This window comes from Stenotrophomonas sp. STEN035 (assembly GCF_056759935.1).
This window is the reverse complement of the sequence record NZ_JBRRDY010000010.1, coordinates 1-14312: the sequence shown is the minus strand read 5'-3', so window position 1 is coordinate 14312 and position 14312 is coordinate 1. Positions and strand designations below refer to the sequence as shown.

At 64.2% G+C, this 14312-nt stretch carries 13 protein-coding genes; 9 read left to right on the top strand and 4 right to left on the bottom strand.

Annotated features, from left to right (window positions below):
- The first annotated feature begins 110 nt into the window (after positions 1-110).
- Positions 111-1058: a UDP-glucuronic acid decarboxylase family protein gene (locus tag ACVOLL_RS07050; protein ID WP_481512260.1), complete on the top strand. Its 948-nt coding sequence runs from the start codon at positions 111-113 to the stop codon at positions 1056-1058.
- Complete coding sequence (locus tag ACVOLL_RS07045; protein ID WP_481512259.1) at positions 1055-1972, top strand: glycosyltransferase family 2 protein; 918 nt, start codon at positions 1055-1057, stop codon at positions 1970-1972. Before ACVOLL_RS07050 ends, ACVOLL_RS07045 begins: the two co-directional genes overlap by 4 nt.
- Before the next feature lie 27 nt (positions 1973-1999).
- On the opposite strand, the gene ACVOLL_RS07040 is transcribed toward ACVOLL_RS07045, so the two are convergent.
- From ACVOLL_RS07040 to def, 4 genes are all read right to left on the bottom strand, one after another.
- Positions 2000-2767, bottom strand: coding sequence for a glycosyltransferase family 25 protein (locus ACVOLL_RS07040; protein ID WP_481512258.1), 768 nt, complete (start codon positions 2765-2767; stop codon positions 2000-2002).
- 202 nt (positions 2768-2969) lie between these two features.
- A complete protein-coding gene (gene rsmB, locus ACVOLL_RS07035) occupies positions 2970-4313 on the bottom strand; it encodes a 16S rRNA (cytosine(967)-C(5))-methyltransferase RsmB (protein ID WP_481512257.1) in 1344 nt (447 codons plus the stop codon).
- A 4-nt stretch (positions 4314-4317) separates the two neighbouring features.
- Positions 4318-5241, bottom strand: coding sequence for a methionyl-tRNA formyltransferase (gene fmt / locus ACVOLL_RS07030; RefSeq protein ID WP_481512256.1), 924 nt, complete (start codon positions 5239-5241; stop codon positions 4318-4320).
- A 189-nt stretch (positions 5242-5430) separates the two neighbouring features.
- Entirely contained in the window at positions 5431-5946 is a 516-nt protein-coding gene (gene def / locus ACVOLL_RS07025) for a peptide deformylase (RefSeq protein ID WP_481512255.1), read from the bottom strand.
- Between the two features lie 128 nt (positions 5947-6074).
- On the opposite strand from def, the gene ACVOLL_RS07020 reads away from it, so the two are divergent.
- The 7 genes from ACVOLL_RS07020 to tsaC all read left to right on the top strand — a co-directional run bounded on the left by ACVOLL_RS07020 (position 6075) and on the right by tsaC (position 14171).
- Positions 6075-7199 carry a LysM peptidoglycan-binding domain-containing protein gene (locus tag ACVOLL_RS07020; protein WP_481512254.1) on the top strand — a complete coding sequence of 375 codons (1125 nt, stop codon included), beginning with the start codon at positions 6075-6077 and terminating at the stop codon, positions 7197-7199.
- A gap of 79 nt (positions 7200-7278) precedes the next feature.
- Positions 7279-8430, top strand: coding sequence for a DNA-processing protein DprA (dprA, locus tag ACVOLL_RS07015; RefSeq protein ID WP_481512253.1), 1152 nt, complete (start codon positions 7279-7281; stop codon positions 8428-8430).
- Between the two features lie 45 nt (positions 8431-8475).
- Positions 8476-8949 carry a DUF494 family protein gene (locus ACVOLL_RS07010; RefSeq protein WP_481508841.1) on the top strand — a complete coding sequence of 158 codons (474 nt, stop codon included), beginning with the start codon at positions 8476-8478 and terminating at the stop codon, positions 8947-8949.
- A gap of 21 nt (positions 8950-8970) precedes the next feature.
- Positions 8971-9705 (top strand): GYF domain-containing protein, encoded by a 735-nt coding sequence (locus ACVOLL_RS07005; RefSeq protein WP_481512252.1) that lies wholly within the window; start codon positions 8971-8973, stop codon positions 9703-9705.
- A 33-nt stretch (positions 9706-9738) separates the two neighbouring features.
- Positions 9739-10692, top strand: a complete 954-nt coding sequence (locus tag ACVOLL_RS07000) for an RDD family protein (protein WP_481512251.1) — start codon at positions 9739-9741, stop codon at positions 10690-10692.
- A gap of 188 nt (positions 10693-10880) precedes the next feature.
- Positions 10881-13382 carry a DNA topoisomerase I gene (locus tag ACVOLL_RS06995; RefSeq protein ID WP_481512250.1) on the top strand — a complete coding sequence of 834 codons (2502 nt, stop codon included), beginning with the start codon at positions 10881-10883 and terminating at the stop codon, positions 13380-13382.
- A 228-nt stretch (positions 13383-13610) separates the two neighbouring features.
- Positions 13611-14171, top strand: a complete 561-nt coding sequence (tsaC, locus tag ACVOLL_RS06990) for an L-threonylcarbamoyladenylate synthase type 1 TsaC (RefSeq protein ID WP_481512249.1) — start codon at positions 13611-13613, stop codon at positions 14169-14171.
- Positions 14172-14312 lie beyond the last annotated feature (141 nt).

Genomic DNA, 14312 nt, shown 5'->3' with positions numbered 1-14312 from the left:
TTTCCACGCTGGCACACCCCAACTAAGGGCACAGATCGTGGCAGAATGGCGTTGCCAGCCGGGCCCCAAGCCCCAATGCCCGCCCTACCCTTTCCTTTCGAGAGTTCTTCATGCAACGCGTCCTGGTCACAGGTGGTGCGGGGTTTCTTGGTTCCCATTTATGCGATCGGCTGATCCAGCAGGGGCATGATGTCCTGTGCGTGGACAACTACTTCACCGGCAGCAAGCGCAATATCGCGCACCTGCTGAACCGGCCCAATTTCGAGCTGATGCGGCACGACGTCACCTTCCCCCTGTATGTGGAAGTGCAACGCATCTTCAATCTGGCCTGCCCGGCCTCTCCCGTGCATTACCAGCACGATCCGGTCCAGACGACCAAAACCTCGGTGCACGGCGCGATCAACATGCTGGGCTTGGCCAAGCGTGTGAACGCGCGCATCCTGCAAGCGTCAACCAGCGAGGTCTATGGCGATCCGGAAGTGCACCCACAGCAGGAAGGCTATTGGGGCCGGGTCAATCCGATCGGCATCCGCAGCTGCTATGACGAAGGCAAACGCTGCGCCGAAACCTTGTTCTTCGACTACCACCGCCAGCACGCGCTGGACATCAAGGTCGTACGCATTTTCAACACCTACGGCCCGCGCATGCACCCGAACGACGGCCGCGTGGTGAGCAATTTCATCGTGCAGGCCCTGCGCGGCGAAGACATCACCATTTTCGGCGATGGCAGCCAGACACGCAGCTTCTGCTATGTGGATGACCTGATTGAAGCGATGCTGCGGACCATGGACACCGAGCGCGGCTTTACCGGGCCGATCAATATTGGCAACCCCGGCGAGTTCAGCATGTTGGAGTTGGCCGAAATGGTCCTGCGACTGGTCGGCGGTCGCTCGCGCCTGGTGTACCGGCCACTGCCCTCGGACGATCCGCGCCAGCGCCAGCCAGACATCTCCCTGGCCCGTGAGAAGCTGGGTTGGGAGCCCAAGGTCGCACTGGAAGATGGCCTGAAGGAAACCATCGCCTACTTCCGCAAGCTGCTGACCGAGGATCAGGCATGACCACCTTCGCCGTCGTCATCACCAACTACAACTACGCCAACTTCGTCTGCGAGACGATCGATAGCGCACTGGCCCAGACCCGCGCGGCCGCACAGATCCTGGTGGTGGACGACGGCTCGAGCGATGGCTCACCAGAACTGCTGCGCCAGCGCTACGGTGACGATGCCCGGGTGACGTTGTTGTTTGGCGAGAACGAAGGCCAGCTTGCCGCGTTTCAACGCGGCGTGGCCGCTGCCAACGCCGATGTGATCTGCTTCCTGGATGCGGATGACCGCTGGAAGCCGGAATACCTGGAAAAGATCGGCGCGGTGTATGACGCCCGCCGCGATATCGACTTCGTCTTCAGCGACCTGCAGACCTTCGGCATCGACACCCTCGACATCCGCTACGAAGACAGCCAGCAGCCCATCGACCTGGGCTATACCGCCGTAAGCACCTACTTCCTGGTGCCCTGGTATGGCGCCCCCACCTCGGCCCTGAGCCTGCGCCGGGCCTGGGCCGAGAACGTACTCGACCTGCCACACAGTTTCCGCCGCCAGTGGAAGCTCTGTGCCGATGCCTGCGTGGTGCACGGCGCCAGCATCCTAGGCGCACGCAAGTACTACCTGCCCACCGCCTGCGTGGAGTACCGCACCCATGGCAACAACGGCTGGTGGGCCACCCGCCGTGAGCCAACCAACCTGTACCGCAACGGGCTGCGCAATTACGGCATCGTTCGCGTGTACGCAGCACGCAGTGGACTGGACGACGGCTGCTCCAGCCTGGGCAAACACGAGTACCGCACCAAACCCCAGCCCAGCCGCAAAGAACGGCACCGCTATGCCAACATCGCGCTGCGCGGGGATGCGCCTTGGTGGAAGCGCTATGAGAAGGCCATCAGCATTCTCTTCGGACGCAAGCCCAGCCGACGCTGAACAGCACCTCGACCCACGCCAAGCCAATCAGCAGTTACTGGTCCGCCCACGCCAGCGAAGCCGCGAGCTCAGGTTGTGGACAAACCAGCGCACGCTTAAACCGGCACGGTAGGACTCGCGGCTCAACCAGCCAAACAGGCCAACCCTGGGCTTGGCCTTGCGCCCAGCCTGGATCACCGAAGCGAACACATCACCACTGCGCACCACACCAGGCTTGAGGCCAAGGCACTCCACGCCGTGCAGCCAGGCCAGATCCATGTAGTCGTCGACCGGCAACACCCAGTGATCTGCGTGCCGCAGTAGCTTCTCTGCTGCCGATGGCGTCAGGTAGTAGCCCAAGGTGCACAGCGGACTACGCCAGTACCGGTGCAGTACGAAGTCACCGAACCGTACCCATGCCGAACTGGGGCGGTCCGCAGCATGCAGACGGAAATAGCCCACCGACTCCGGCAATGACGGCAGGTCACGCAATACATCCAGGAAGCGCGGGTCGATGGTGATGTCGTCTTCAAGCACGATCATCGGCCGGCTGCTGTCCACACACTGTTGCCACAACAGATAGTGACTGGCCCAGCAGCCGATTTCGCCTGGCCGGAAAGGGCGCCCCTTGCAGGCTAACCGCCGTTTTTCATCTACCTTGGCGAACAAGGGATGCGGGATGCCGCCATTGACCGCCTCCCACATCGTCACTTCGATGCCCAAGGCCGCCGCCTGCCGTTGGATCGAAGCACGCCGATCCGCCGATGCCGGCAGGTTGATGACATATAGAGGCAAATCAGCAGGTAGCCGAGTCATTGCACGAAGCGATCCTGGAAAAGAATCCACACAGGCTCTCCATCCACCAGGAGCCTTCCTGGACACAACAACGAGTCACGATGGTAACCGATCAGCAATTGCCCGCCTCCCTGCCATGGCACCCACCACCAACGCGCCACAGGCGATTGATCTCATCGGCAGCGCAGCCGCCAGCTTGATCCGAGGGACGGAGATCGTCCACTCAGGCCTGCGCCACCTTCACCAGCCGCGCGTAGAAAAAGCCATCACCACCCTGCTCACCCGGCAAGCGCTGGCGATTGCCAGCGTCGTCATGGCCAAAGGTTTCCGGCAACGCCTGCAGCTTCGCATCGGGCGTGCGAACGAGGAAGGCCGCAACCTGCTGACCGTTCTCCTGGCGCAGGATCGAACAGGTCGAGTACAGCAGTACCCCACCCGGGCGCAGCACCGTCCACAGTGCATCCAGCAAGCGCGACTGCAAGGCCGCCAACGCAACGATGTCTTCGGCACGGCGATGCAGCAACACATCAGGCTGGCGGCGGATGATGCCGGTAGCCGAACACGGCGCGTCCAACAGCACTGCGTCAAACGGCTTGCCGTCCCACCAGGCAGCGGTATCGGTGGCATCGACCGCCAACACCTGCGCCTGTGCGCCGACGCCGGTACGTGCAAAGGTTTCACGGATGCGCTGCAGACGCCGTGCATCGACGTCCAAGGCCAGCAACTGCAGGGACGGATCACGCTCCAGCAGATGCGCGGACTTGCCGCCCGGCGCGGCGCAGGCGTCCAGCACCCGTGCACCGAGTGGCGCCTGCAAGGCATCGGCTACCTGCTGTGCTGACAGGTCCTGCACCGACACTGCGCCCTGCGCGAAGCCAGGCAAGCCGCTCACCGGTACCGCAACCGGCAGGCGCACGGCGTCGGCCGACAAGGGCTCGGCGACGGCTTCAATGCCAGCCTCGGCCAACAAGCCCAGATACGCATCACGCGCATGCTGCTGGCGGTTCACCCGCAGCCACATCGGTGCCGGCTGCAGACTTTGCGCGATGATCTCCGCAGCCTGCTCCGGCCAGTCGCGCTGCACCTGGGCCAGTAGCCATTGTGGCCACGCATCTTCAGCGCGCGCCTCGGCAAAGCCTTCGCGCTGGGCGCGACGCAGCAGGGCGTTGACCATGCCGGCCTGTCGCTCACGGCCCAGTGCACGCGCCGCCTCCACCGTCGCCGACAGCGCAGCATGGGCAGGCAGCTGCAATACATCCAGCTGCGCGAAGCCGGCCATCAGCAACGCACGCAGATCACTGTCACGTGCGCCGAGCGGCTTCTGCAGCCACTGCCGCAGCGCCTGGTCATAGACCACACGACGGCGCAGCGCGGCGAAACAGATGGCTTCCAGCAGCGCACGGTCGCGGCTGTCGTCGAGCTTGGGCAGGGCTGCACCGAGTTCGGCTTTCAGCGAGCGGCCCTTGCCGATCACTGCCGCCAGCACCTTGGCCGCCAATGCGCGGGTCTGCACGCCAGGCTGTGCCGCCGCGGATTTACCCCACGGGGAGGAAGTAGCCGCCGTCATCGCTTCAGCCCTCGATCCGCAGATCGCGGCGCGCGTTCAGATAATCGGCAGCGGTAATCGCCTTGCCACCTTCGCGCTGCACCACGCGCAGGCGCAACGCGCCCTGCCCGCAGGCGATATCGATACCTTCACGGGCAGCACCGATCACCGTGCCCGGTGACTGACCACGGTTGTCCTCAATGGCTACCGCGCCGTGGATGCGCACGCGCTCGCCAGCCAAGCTGGCCTCGGCCACCGGCCACGGATTGAAGGCGCGCACACGGCGCGCCAGCGCGGCCGCCGGCTCGGCCCAATCGAGCTTGGCCTCGGCCTTGTCCAGCTTGTGTGCGTAGGTGACGCCGGCTTCCGGCTGACGCTGCGGCACCGGCTTGAGGCCGGCGCGCAACAAGCCAAGGCCATCAGACAGCACCTGCGCACCCATCTGTGCCAGACGATCATGCAACTGACCGCCGGTATCGGTATCGCTGATCGGGGTGTGCTGGCGCAGCAGCACCGGTCCGGTATCCAGACCCGCTTCCATCTGCATCAGGCAGACGCCGGTTTCGGCATCGCCAGCCTCGATCGCGCGCTGGATCGGTGCGGCGCCGCGCCAGCGCGGCAACAGTGAGGCATGCACGTTCCAGCAACCGTGGGTCGGGATGGCCAGCACCGCTTTGGGCAGGATCAGTCCGTAGGCAACCACGATCATCAGATCCGGCTGCAGCTCGCGCAGCTGCTGCTGGGCTTCGGGCGTCTTCAGGCTTTCCGGCTGAAACACCGGGATACCGCGCGCGATCGCGTCAAGCTTCACCGGCGACGGCATCATGCCCCGACCGCGACCGGCCGGGCGATCCGGCTGGGTGTAGACCGCCACAACTTCATGCTGGCGCGCAGCGGCGCCCAAGGAAGCAACGGCGAATTCCGGCGTACCGGCGAAGATGATTTTCATTGGGCGGGGATTCGCTAGTCGGGATCCGGGATTGGCAAAAGCGGCCCAACGGCGGCCGCCACCGATCGCGAATCGAAAAAAAGAATGTGCCGATCAGGGATCCAGAACAGAGAGCCGCGACAGCTGAGAGGTACGGCACAGTCTGCGCCTGCCAATCCCCGATCCCGGCTCCCCGATCCCGACCTCAAATCAAGCTACGTGCTTGCGCGACTTGGCCAGCTTCTTGCGCACCATCTCGCGCTTGAGCGGCGACAGATAGTCGATGAACAGCTTGCCGTCCAGGTGATCCATCTCGTGCTGTATGCAGGTGGCCAGCAGCTCCTCGGCAGCCAGTTCCTGCTGCTTGCCCTCACGGTCAAGGTAGCGCACCACGATGGAATCGGCGCGGGTGACATCAGCATAGATGCCCGGCACCGACAGACAGCCTTCCTGATAGACACGGCCGCCTTCACTGGCGCTGACGATCTGCGGGTTGATGAACACCTGCGGCTCGTTGTGCTCTTCGCTGACGTCGATGACCATGAAACGCTTATGCACATCCACTTGGCTGGCGGCCAAGCCGATGCCAGGGGCGTCATACATGGTCTGCAGCATGTCGTCGAGCAGCTGCTGGAAGGCCGGCGTGGTCACTTCGGCCGCCTCGACAAGGGCCGCCTTGGTGCGCAGGCGCGGGTCTGGGAACTCAAGAATAGGCAGGAGGGCCATGGCAATACCAATCTGGGATGCCGCTTATTTCGGCAAGATGTCCCAATTCTACCGCTTGCGCTTGCCCGGCGCCCCCGTTTCTGCAATATAGTGCGACAACCTGTTGGGGAATCAGGCAGATCGCAACCATGTTGAAACAAATACGTACGGTCGCCGCCGTGGCGATGCTGACCGTCACGACCTATGCCGTGGCCGTCGAAATGAACGGTACCCACCCTGACACCTACGTGGTGCGCAAGGGCGATACGTTGTGGGACATATCGGCACGTTTCCTGAAGAAGCCGTGGCTTTGGCCGGAAATCTGGCAGGCCAACCCGCAGGTCAAGAACCCGCACCTGATCTATCCGGGTGACGTTCTGAGCCTGGCTTATCTGGACCGGGTGACGGCCCAGGCGGGCCCGCGTCAGGAGGCACCGATCACCGGCGTACCGCTGGCGGACGTTGAGCCCTTCCTTAAGAACCTGAACGTAGTAGACAGTTTCGAGGACCTGCCCTATGTGGTCGGCCTGGAAGACAACCGTCTGCGCGCCAGCGCCGGACAGAAGGCATACGTTGCAGGCCTGGAGAACGCCCAACCCGGGCAGCGCTACATGGTGCTGCGCCCGACTGTACGGTTTGCCCAGCCCAAGCCCACCGAGGATCTGGACAGTCGCGGCAAGGTCACACCGGGCAGCGGAAACATCTGGAGCAACTATGTTGCCTCCAATGACCGCAACGAGTTCCTTGGTTATGAGCTGGCCAAGGTCAACGTCGGCACCCTTACCCAGGTTGCAAGCGGCAACGTCCAAGCATCCACCCTGCAGCTGGAAGACAGCGGCAGTGAAGTGCGCAGGGGCGACCGCCTGATGCCGGTGCAGGTCAATCCGTATGACCTGCAGTTCGTTCCGCACGCCCCGGCCAACGCCGTGGCACCGGGCCAGCTGCGCGTGCTTGCAGTTACCGACACCTTCACCAGCGGCGGCCCGCGCGACGTGATCGCCATCTCCGGCGGCGCGCGCGAAGGCATCAACAACGGCACGGTGTTCTCTGTCTGGCGCAGCGGCAGTCACGTTACCAACCTTATGCAGCACCCGGGCTCTTCGCGCGCCGACGATGCACTGAAAGCCGGCACCGGCCGGGTCAGCCTGCCTGACGAATATGCGGCGCATGCAATGGTGTTCCGCACCTTCGACAAGGTCAGCTATGCGTTGATCATGGAAGGCAGCAAGCCGACTCGCCTTGGCTATGAGCTGAAGCACCCGGACGCGCAGTAAACCGCCTGCGGCCTAGCCTTACGATGCAAGACAACGGCGCCTGAGGGCGCCGTTGTTGCTTGTCGCGGCAGGCTTGGCCATGCCTCGCTTGAAGCCCGCCGATACACCCGCCCCGCCCTGCTACCTTGCCCTGCTGACCTTGGCGCTGGCCGGAGGCCCACTACAGACATTGCGCCGCCTGCTCGATCAGCATGGCAGCAGCGCGAACGCTTTGGCTGCTGGCCCCAGCGGCTGGCAAGCGGCTGGCTGCACACCAGCGCAACGCCAGGCACTGGCAAAGCCCGATGCAGATACCTGGGCGCGCGCCATTGCCTGGCTGGAAGTCGATAGCCATCACCTGATCGGCTGGGGTGATCCGGACTATCCACCACTATTGCGCGACAGCCCGAATCCCCCGCTGGCACTGTTCATTGCCGGCGACCCGGCGCGCCTGTGGCAACCGGCGATCGCCATCGTCGGCAGTCGCATGCCCAGTGCCAGCGGCCGCGACATCGCCCGCGATTTTGCCACCGCACTGGCCGGTCACGGCCTCACCATCGCCAGTGGCCTGGCCGCCGGCATCGATGCTGCCGCGCACCGGGCAACACTTGCCTGCAAGGGCGGTACCTATGCGGTAATCGGCACCGGCCCGGACCTGGCCTACCCGCGCCATCATCGCCAGTTGCAGGCGCAGATCGCCGCCGAAGGCGCGGTAGTCAGCGAATATCCACCTGGCACCGCCCCGCGCAGTGGTCAGTTCCCGGCCCGCAACCGCCTGCTGGCTGCACTGGCGCTGGGCACCGTGGTCATCGAAGCCGCTGAACGCTCCGGCGCACTGATTACCGCCCGCCTGGCCAGCGAGGCCGGGCGCGAGATATTTGCCGTGCCCGGCTCCATCCACAATCCCATGGCGCGCGGCTGCCACCGGCTGATACGCGAAGGTGCAACCTTGGTGACACACAGTGCCGACATTCTTGAAGGCGTGGCCAATCTGGCCGGCGAACTGGCCTGCGCCTTGCAAACCCGGCTTCAGACCCCCATCTCCCCTGTACCGTCCGGCCAGCACCCGGCCGTCACGCCACCGGGCCCAGACTACCAGCGATTGTGGGATGCCTTGGGTTATGACCCAACCGGTATGGATTTACTGATCGAGCGCACTGGATTGACGGCCGCCAGCCTGTCCTCCATGCTGCTGCTCATGGAATTGGAAGGCAAGGTGTCGTCGGCGCACGGCCGCTACACCCGCACCTGAAGGTTTCTTCACCTCCACAGCGCCAATGGCGCAGGCCGAGGGGCAATGAAAGAGAGCATCCTGGACGTCCTGTTGTACCTGTTTGAACACTATTTCAGCGAAGACGCTGATCTCATCCGAGACCGCGACTCGCTACAGAACGGCCTGATCCAGGCCGGTTTCAGTCCCGCCGAAATCAACAAGGCCTTCGATTGGCTCGATGCCTTGGCCGAACAACGCCCAGCCGTGGCCCAGCCACGCGTTGACGGGCCGGTACGCGTATTCCACGGCCCCGAGCTCGACAAGCTGGACGTGGAAGGCCGCGGTTTCCTGCTGTTCCTGGAACAACAACGCGTGCTCGACGCCGACCAGCGCGAACTGGTGCTGGACCGCGCCATGGCCCTGGACCAGGACGAGCTGGACCTGGACGACCTGAAATGGGTGGTGCTGATGGTGCTGTTCAACCAGCCCGGCGCGGAAGCTGCCTATGCCTGGATGGAAACCCAGATGTTCGTCGACGAACCCGAACCCCTGCACTGAGCCCAACACCGGCGTGCAGGGATGCATAAGGACACCACCTACGTGAGCCAATGGTTCTACGCCGAGGGCAACCGCGAACGTCGCGGCCCGATCACCGATGACGACATCGTCGAGCTGTTCCAGTCCCGCCGCATCGACGGCGACACATTGGTCTGGCGCGAAGGCGCCGGCGACTGGCGCCCGCTGCGTGATTTCGCCCGCGAGCTCGGCCTGGACACGGCGCAGACGGCCTCGACGACGGCGCCAACCGGCCCGCCATCACTGCCTCTGGGGCTGCAAACCATCCACACGACCCCTGCCGCGGCTCCCCGCCAGGGCCTGTCCGGCTGCGCGATCGCCGGCATCATCGCCGCCGTGGTCGGGGTGATCCTGATAGCCATCCTTGGCATCCTGGCGGCCATCGCCCTGCCCGCTTACCAGGACTATGTGATGCGTTCCAAGGTCACCATGGCAAATGGGCAAATGATTGCCCTGAAGCAGCAGGTGAGCGAGTTTGTCGCCACCAACGAACGCTGCCCGATCAATGATGACGAAGGCTTTGGCAGCCCGGACAGCTATGCTGAGGGCGATGTCGCCGAGATCAATATTGGCCGCTTCGAGAACGGGCATTGCGGGCTGGAAGCACGTCTGCATATCCCGAAGCACACCCAACTTGACGGCAAAAGCATCTGGCTCGACTACGATATGCAGGCCGACACTTGGGAATGCAGTTCCGATGTCGAGGACAAATACCTGCCAATCAGCTGTCGCGGCTGATTGGTAGCGGTCAGAACTTTTACGGGGAAAACGATGAGCCAGTGGTACTACGCTGATGCCCAGCGCGAGCGGCATGGTCCGATTGAAGCGGACGCCCTCCGCGAAAAATTCCGCGCAGGCGAGATCGACCTGGGCACCTTGGTGTGGCGTGAAGGCATGCAGCAGTGGCAGGCGCTTTCAACGGTGACCGACGAACTGCAGTTGCTGGCGCAGGCCACCAACACTGGTATCGACCTGCGCAAGGACTATGCGGCCATTGAAAGTGGCGAGACCCTGGTTGCGCCTGCCACTGCAGCCGACGCCCCGACATCTGCAGGCACCGATGCCCACTCCCCTTATGCCGCACCTGCCAGCCGTCCGCAGGATGTCGACCCCGCTGCCGTACAGGGCGGGCTGGTGGTGCAGGCCGGCTTCTGGAAGCGTGTAGCCGCGTACTTCATCGACTACGTGATCATGACCGTGTTCACCTACATCGTGCTGATTCCGCTGAGCATCCTCGGCGCGATTGTAGGCGGCGCGTCCGGCAGCGCGGACTCCGCCGCTGGCTCGATTGGCATGTTCCTGACCCTGGGTATCGGCTACCTGATCATCTTCGCCGGCAACCTGATGTATCCGGCATGGATGCACTCGTCCAAGTACCAGGCCACACTGGGCAAGATGGCAGTAGGTATCAAGGTGGTGCGCAGCAACGGCGAGCGTCTGACCCTGGGCCGCGCGGTTGGCCGCTTCTTCGCCTACATCCTGAGCAGCATCACCCTGTGTATCGGCTTTGTGATGGCCGCCTTCACCGAGCGCAAGCAGGCCCTGCACGACATCATCTGCGACACCCTGGTGGTGGACAAGTACGCGTTCACCGATCACCCGGAGTGGCAGCAGCAGGGCCTGGGCACGGTCACCATCGTGATCCTGTCGATAGCTGGCCTGGGCTTGCTTTGCCTGATCGGGCTGTTCGTGCTTATCGGTGTTGCCGCAGCAGGCTTCAACTGACAAATTGCCGGGGGCGGCTTGACACAGCCCCCTCTGGCATGATTCCTCTAATAAGGAACAAAGCTGAACGCCCGGGCCGCAACCCGGGCGTCGGCTTATGCACAACCCAAACATCGGCTTCACTATCGTCCCGGTTTAAGCCACCCTAGCGCCCCCACAAGGGCGTTCCGCCCCAAGAATGTACTGACATGCCCAAGCACCTGCTCATCGTCGAATCACCGGCCAAGGCCAAGACGATCAATAAATACCTCGGCAAGGACTACACGGTCCTGGCCTCGTATGGGCATGTGCGCGACCTGGTCCCCAAGGAAGGCGCGGTTGATCCCGAGAACGGGTTCGCCATGCGTTACGACCTGATCGAAAAGAACGAAAAGCACGTCGAAGCCATCGCCAAAGCCGCAAAGGGCGCCGATGACATCCTGCTGGCGACCGACCCGGATCGCGAGGGTGAAGCAATCAGCTGGCATATCGCCGAGATCCTGAAGCAGCGCGGCCTGTCCGATGGCAAGCCGATGCAGCGCGTGGTGTTCACCGAAATCACCCCGCGCGCGATCAAGGAAGCGATTGCCCAGCCGCGCGAAATCGCCTCGGACCTGGTCGATGCCCAGCAAGCCCGTCGAGCACTCGATTACCTGGTTGGCTTCAACCTGTCGCCGGTGTTGTGGCGCAAGGTGCAGCGCGGCCTGTCCGCCGGCCGTGTGCAGAGCCCGGCACTGCGCATGATCGTCGAGCGCGAGGAAGAGATCGAAGCCTTCATCTCGCGCGAGTACTGGAGCATCGAGGCCGCCTGCGCGCATCCATCGCAGCACTTCAACGCGCGCCTGATCAAGCTGGACGGGCAGAAGTTCGAGCAGTTCACCATCACTGATGGCGACACCGCCGAGGCCGCGCGCCTGCGCATCCAGCAGGCCGCGCAGGGTGCGTTGCACGTCACCGACGTCGCCAGCAAGGAACGCAAGCGCCGCCCGGCCGCACCGTTCACCACCTCCACGCTGCAGCAGGAAGCCTCGCGCAAGCTCGGCTTCACCACCCGCAAGACCATGCAGGTGGCTCAGAAGCTCTATGAAGGTGTGAACATCGGCGACGAAGGCACGGTCGGCCTGATCTCGTATATGCGTACCGACTCGGTGAGCCTGTCGCAGGACGCACTGGCCGAGATCCGCGACGTGATCGCCCGCGATTACGGCATCAGCTCGCTGCCGGACAAGCCCAATACCTACACCACCAAATCCAAGAACGCGCAGGAAGCCCACGAAGCCGTGCGCCCGACCTCCGCGCTGCGTACCCCGGCACAGGTGGGCAAGTACCTCACCGATGACGAGCGCAAGCTGTATGAGTTGATCTGGAAGCGCGCCGTCGCCTGCCAGATGATTCCGGCCACCTTGAACACCGTCAGCGTCGACCTGTCGGCCGGCAGCGAGCACGTGTTCCGCGCCAGCGGCACCACCGTGGTGGTGCCCGGCTTCCTTGCCGTGTACGAGGAAGGCAAGGACAGCAAGAGCGCCGAGGACGAGGACGAAGGCCGCAAGCTGCCGCTGATGAAGCCCGGCGACCGCGTGCCGCTGGACCGCATCGTCGCCGACCAGCACTTCACCCAGCCGCCGCCGCGCTACACCGAAGCGGCACTGGTCAAGGCGCTTGAGGAATACGGCATCGGCCGTCCGTCCACCTACGCTTCGATCATCCAGACCCTGTTGTTCCGCAAGTACACCGAGATGGAAGGCCGCAGCTTCAAGCCGACCGACGTCGGCCGCGCGGTGAGCAAGTTCCTGTCCAGTCACTTCACCCAGTACGTCGACTACGACTTCACCGCCAAGCTCGAGGACGAGCTGGATGCGGTGTCGCGTGGCGAGGAAGAGTGGATACCGCTGATGGAGCGCTTCTGGGGCCCGTTCAAGGAACTGGTCACCGACAAGAGCGAATCGCTGGACCGCACCGATGCCGGCAGCGCGCGCGTGCTCGGCCCGGACCCGGTCAGCGGCAAGGACGTCACCGCACGTATCGGCCGCTTCGGCCCGATGGTGCAGATCGGCACCGTTGAAGACGAAGAGAAGCCCAAGTTCGCCTCGCTGCAGCCGGGCCAGAGCATCTACTCGATCTCGCTGGACGAGGCGCTGAAGCTGTTCGACATGCCGCGCAAGCTCGGTGCCGACGCCAATGGCGAGGAAGTCACCGTCGGCATTGGCCGCTTCGGCCCGTTCGCCAAGCGCGGCAGCACCTATGCCTCGCTGACCAAGGAAGACGATCCGTACAAGATCGACCTGGCCCGCGCCGTGTTCCTGATCGAAGAGAAGGAAGAAATCGCGCGTAACCGCATCATCAAGGAGTTCGAAGGCTCGGACATCCAGGTGTTGAACGGTCGCTTCGGCCCGTACATCAGCGACGGCAAGATGAACGGCAAGATCCCCAAGGACCGCGAGCCCGCCTCGCTGACCCTGGCCGAAGTCGAGCAGCTGATGGCTGAGACCGGCAAGCCGGTGCGCAAGGGCTTCGGCAAGAAGGCCGCCAAGAAGACCACGGTCAAGAAGGAAGCCGCACCGAAGAAGGCCGCCGCAAAGAAAGCCCCGGCCAAGAAGGCCGCAACCAAGAAAGCCGCGACCAAAAAAACCGCGGCGAAGAAGGCAACCAAGAAAACCGTCGCCAAGAAGGCAGTGAAGAAGTCGGCCGCCGACGACGCACCGCCGTTCTGACCAGCACCTCCTTCTCCCTTCGGGAGAAGGTGTCCGAAGGACGGATGAGGGTAGGCTTTGCTCCTGAAGCCGGTTGAATGCAGCTTCCGCTTTCCAACCATCCCCTCCCCCACCAACAAGCGGATAATCAGCACCACCCGCAGCAGGCCGCCCACCGGGCGGCCTTTGCTTTGCGTCCCTTTCGCGGACCCGCGCAAACATGCGCGCGGCCCTCCAACGGTGCTGACCATGCTCGAACTCGACCTGTACAGCGTCGTCCCGGCCCTCAAGGCAGGCGGCGTGATCGCCTACCCGACCGAAGCGGTCTGGGGCCTGGGCTGTGATCCCTCCAACGAAACTGCCGTGATGACGCTGCTGGTGCTGAAACAGCGCCCGGTCGAGAAAGGCATGATCCTGATCGCCGCCAGCCCGGCGCAGCTGGATGGCTGGGTGCAGCTGGATGCCTTGGCCGATGATCGCAGGCAGGAGGTGCTGGACAGCTGGCCCGGTGCCAACACCTGGATCGTCCCGGCCGGCCCCAAAGCCCCGAGTTGGATCACCGGTGAACACACCGGCATCGCCGTGCGGGTCAGCGCGCATCCGTTGGTACAGGCCCTGTGCGAGGCCTGGGGCGGCCCGCTGGTATCGACCAGTGCCAACCTCGCCGGCGAGCCCCCGGCGCGCTCCCGCGAGCAGCTGGACCCTGCACTGCTGGCCCTGCTGGATGGTCTGCTGGACGGCGCCACCGGTGGCCTGGCCCAGCCTACCCGCATCCGCGTGGCAGCCACCGGCGAAGTCCTGCGCGACTGAGCGCCAAGCGCATCACCTGTAGTGGGGGGGGGGGGGGGGGGGGGGGGGGGGGGGGGGGGGGGCGGGGGGGCGGGGCGGGGGGGCGCGGGGGCGGGGGTCTCCGGCGCGCGCGGGGGGGCGTGGCGGGGGGGGGGAGGGGCG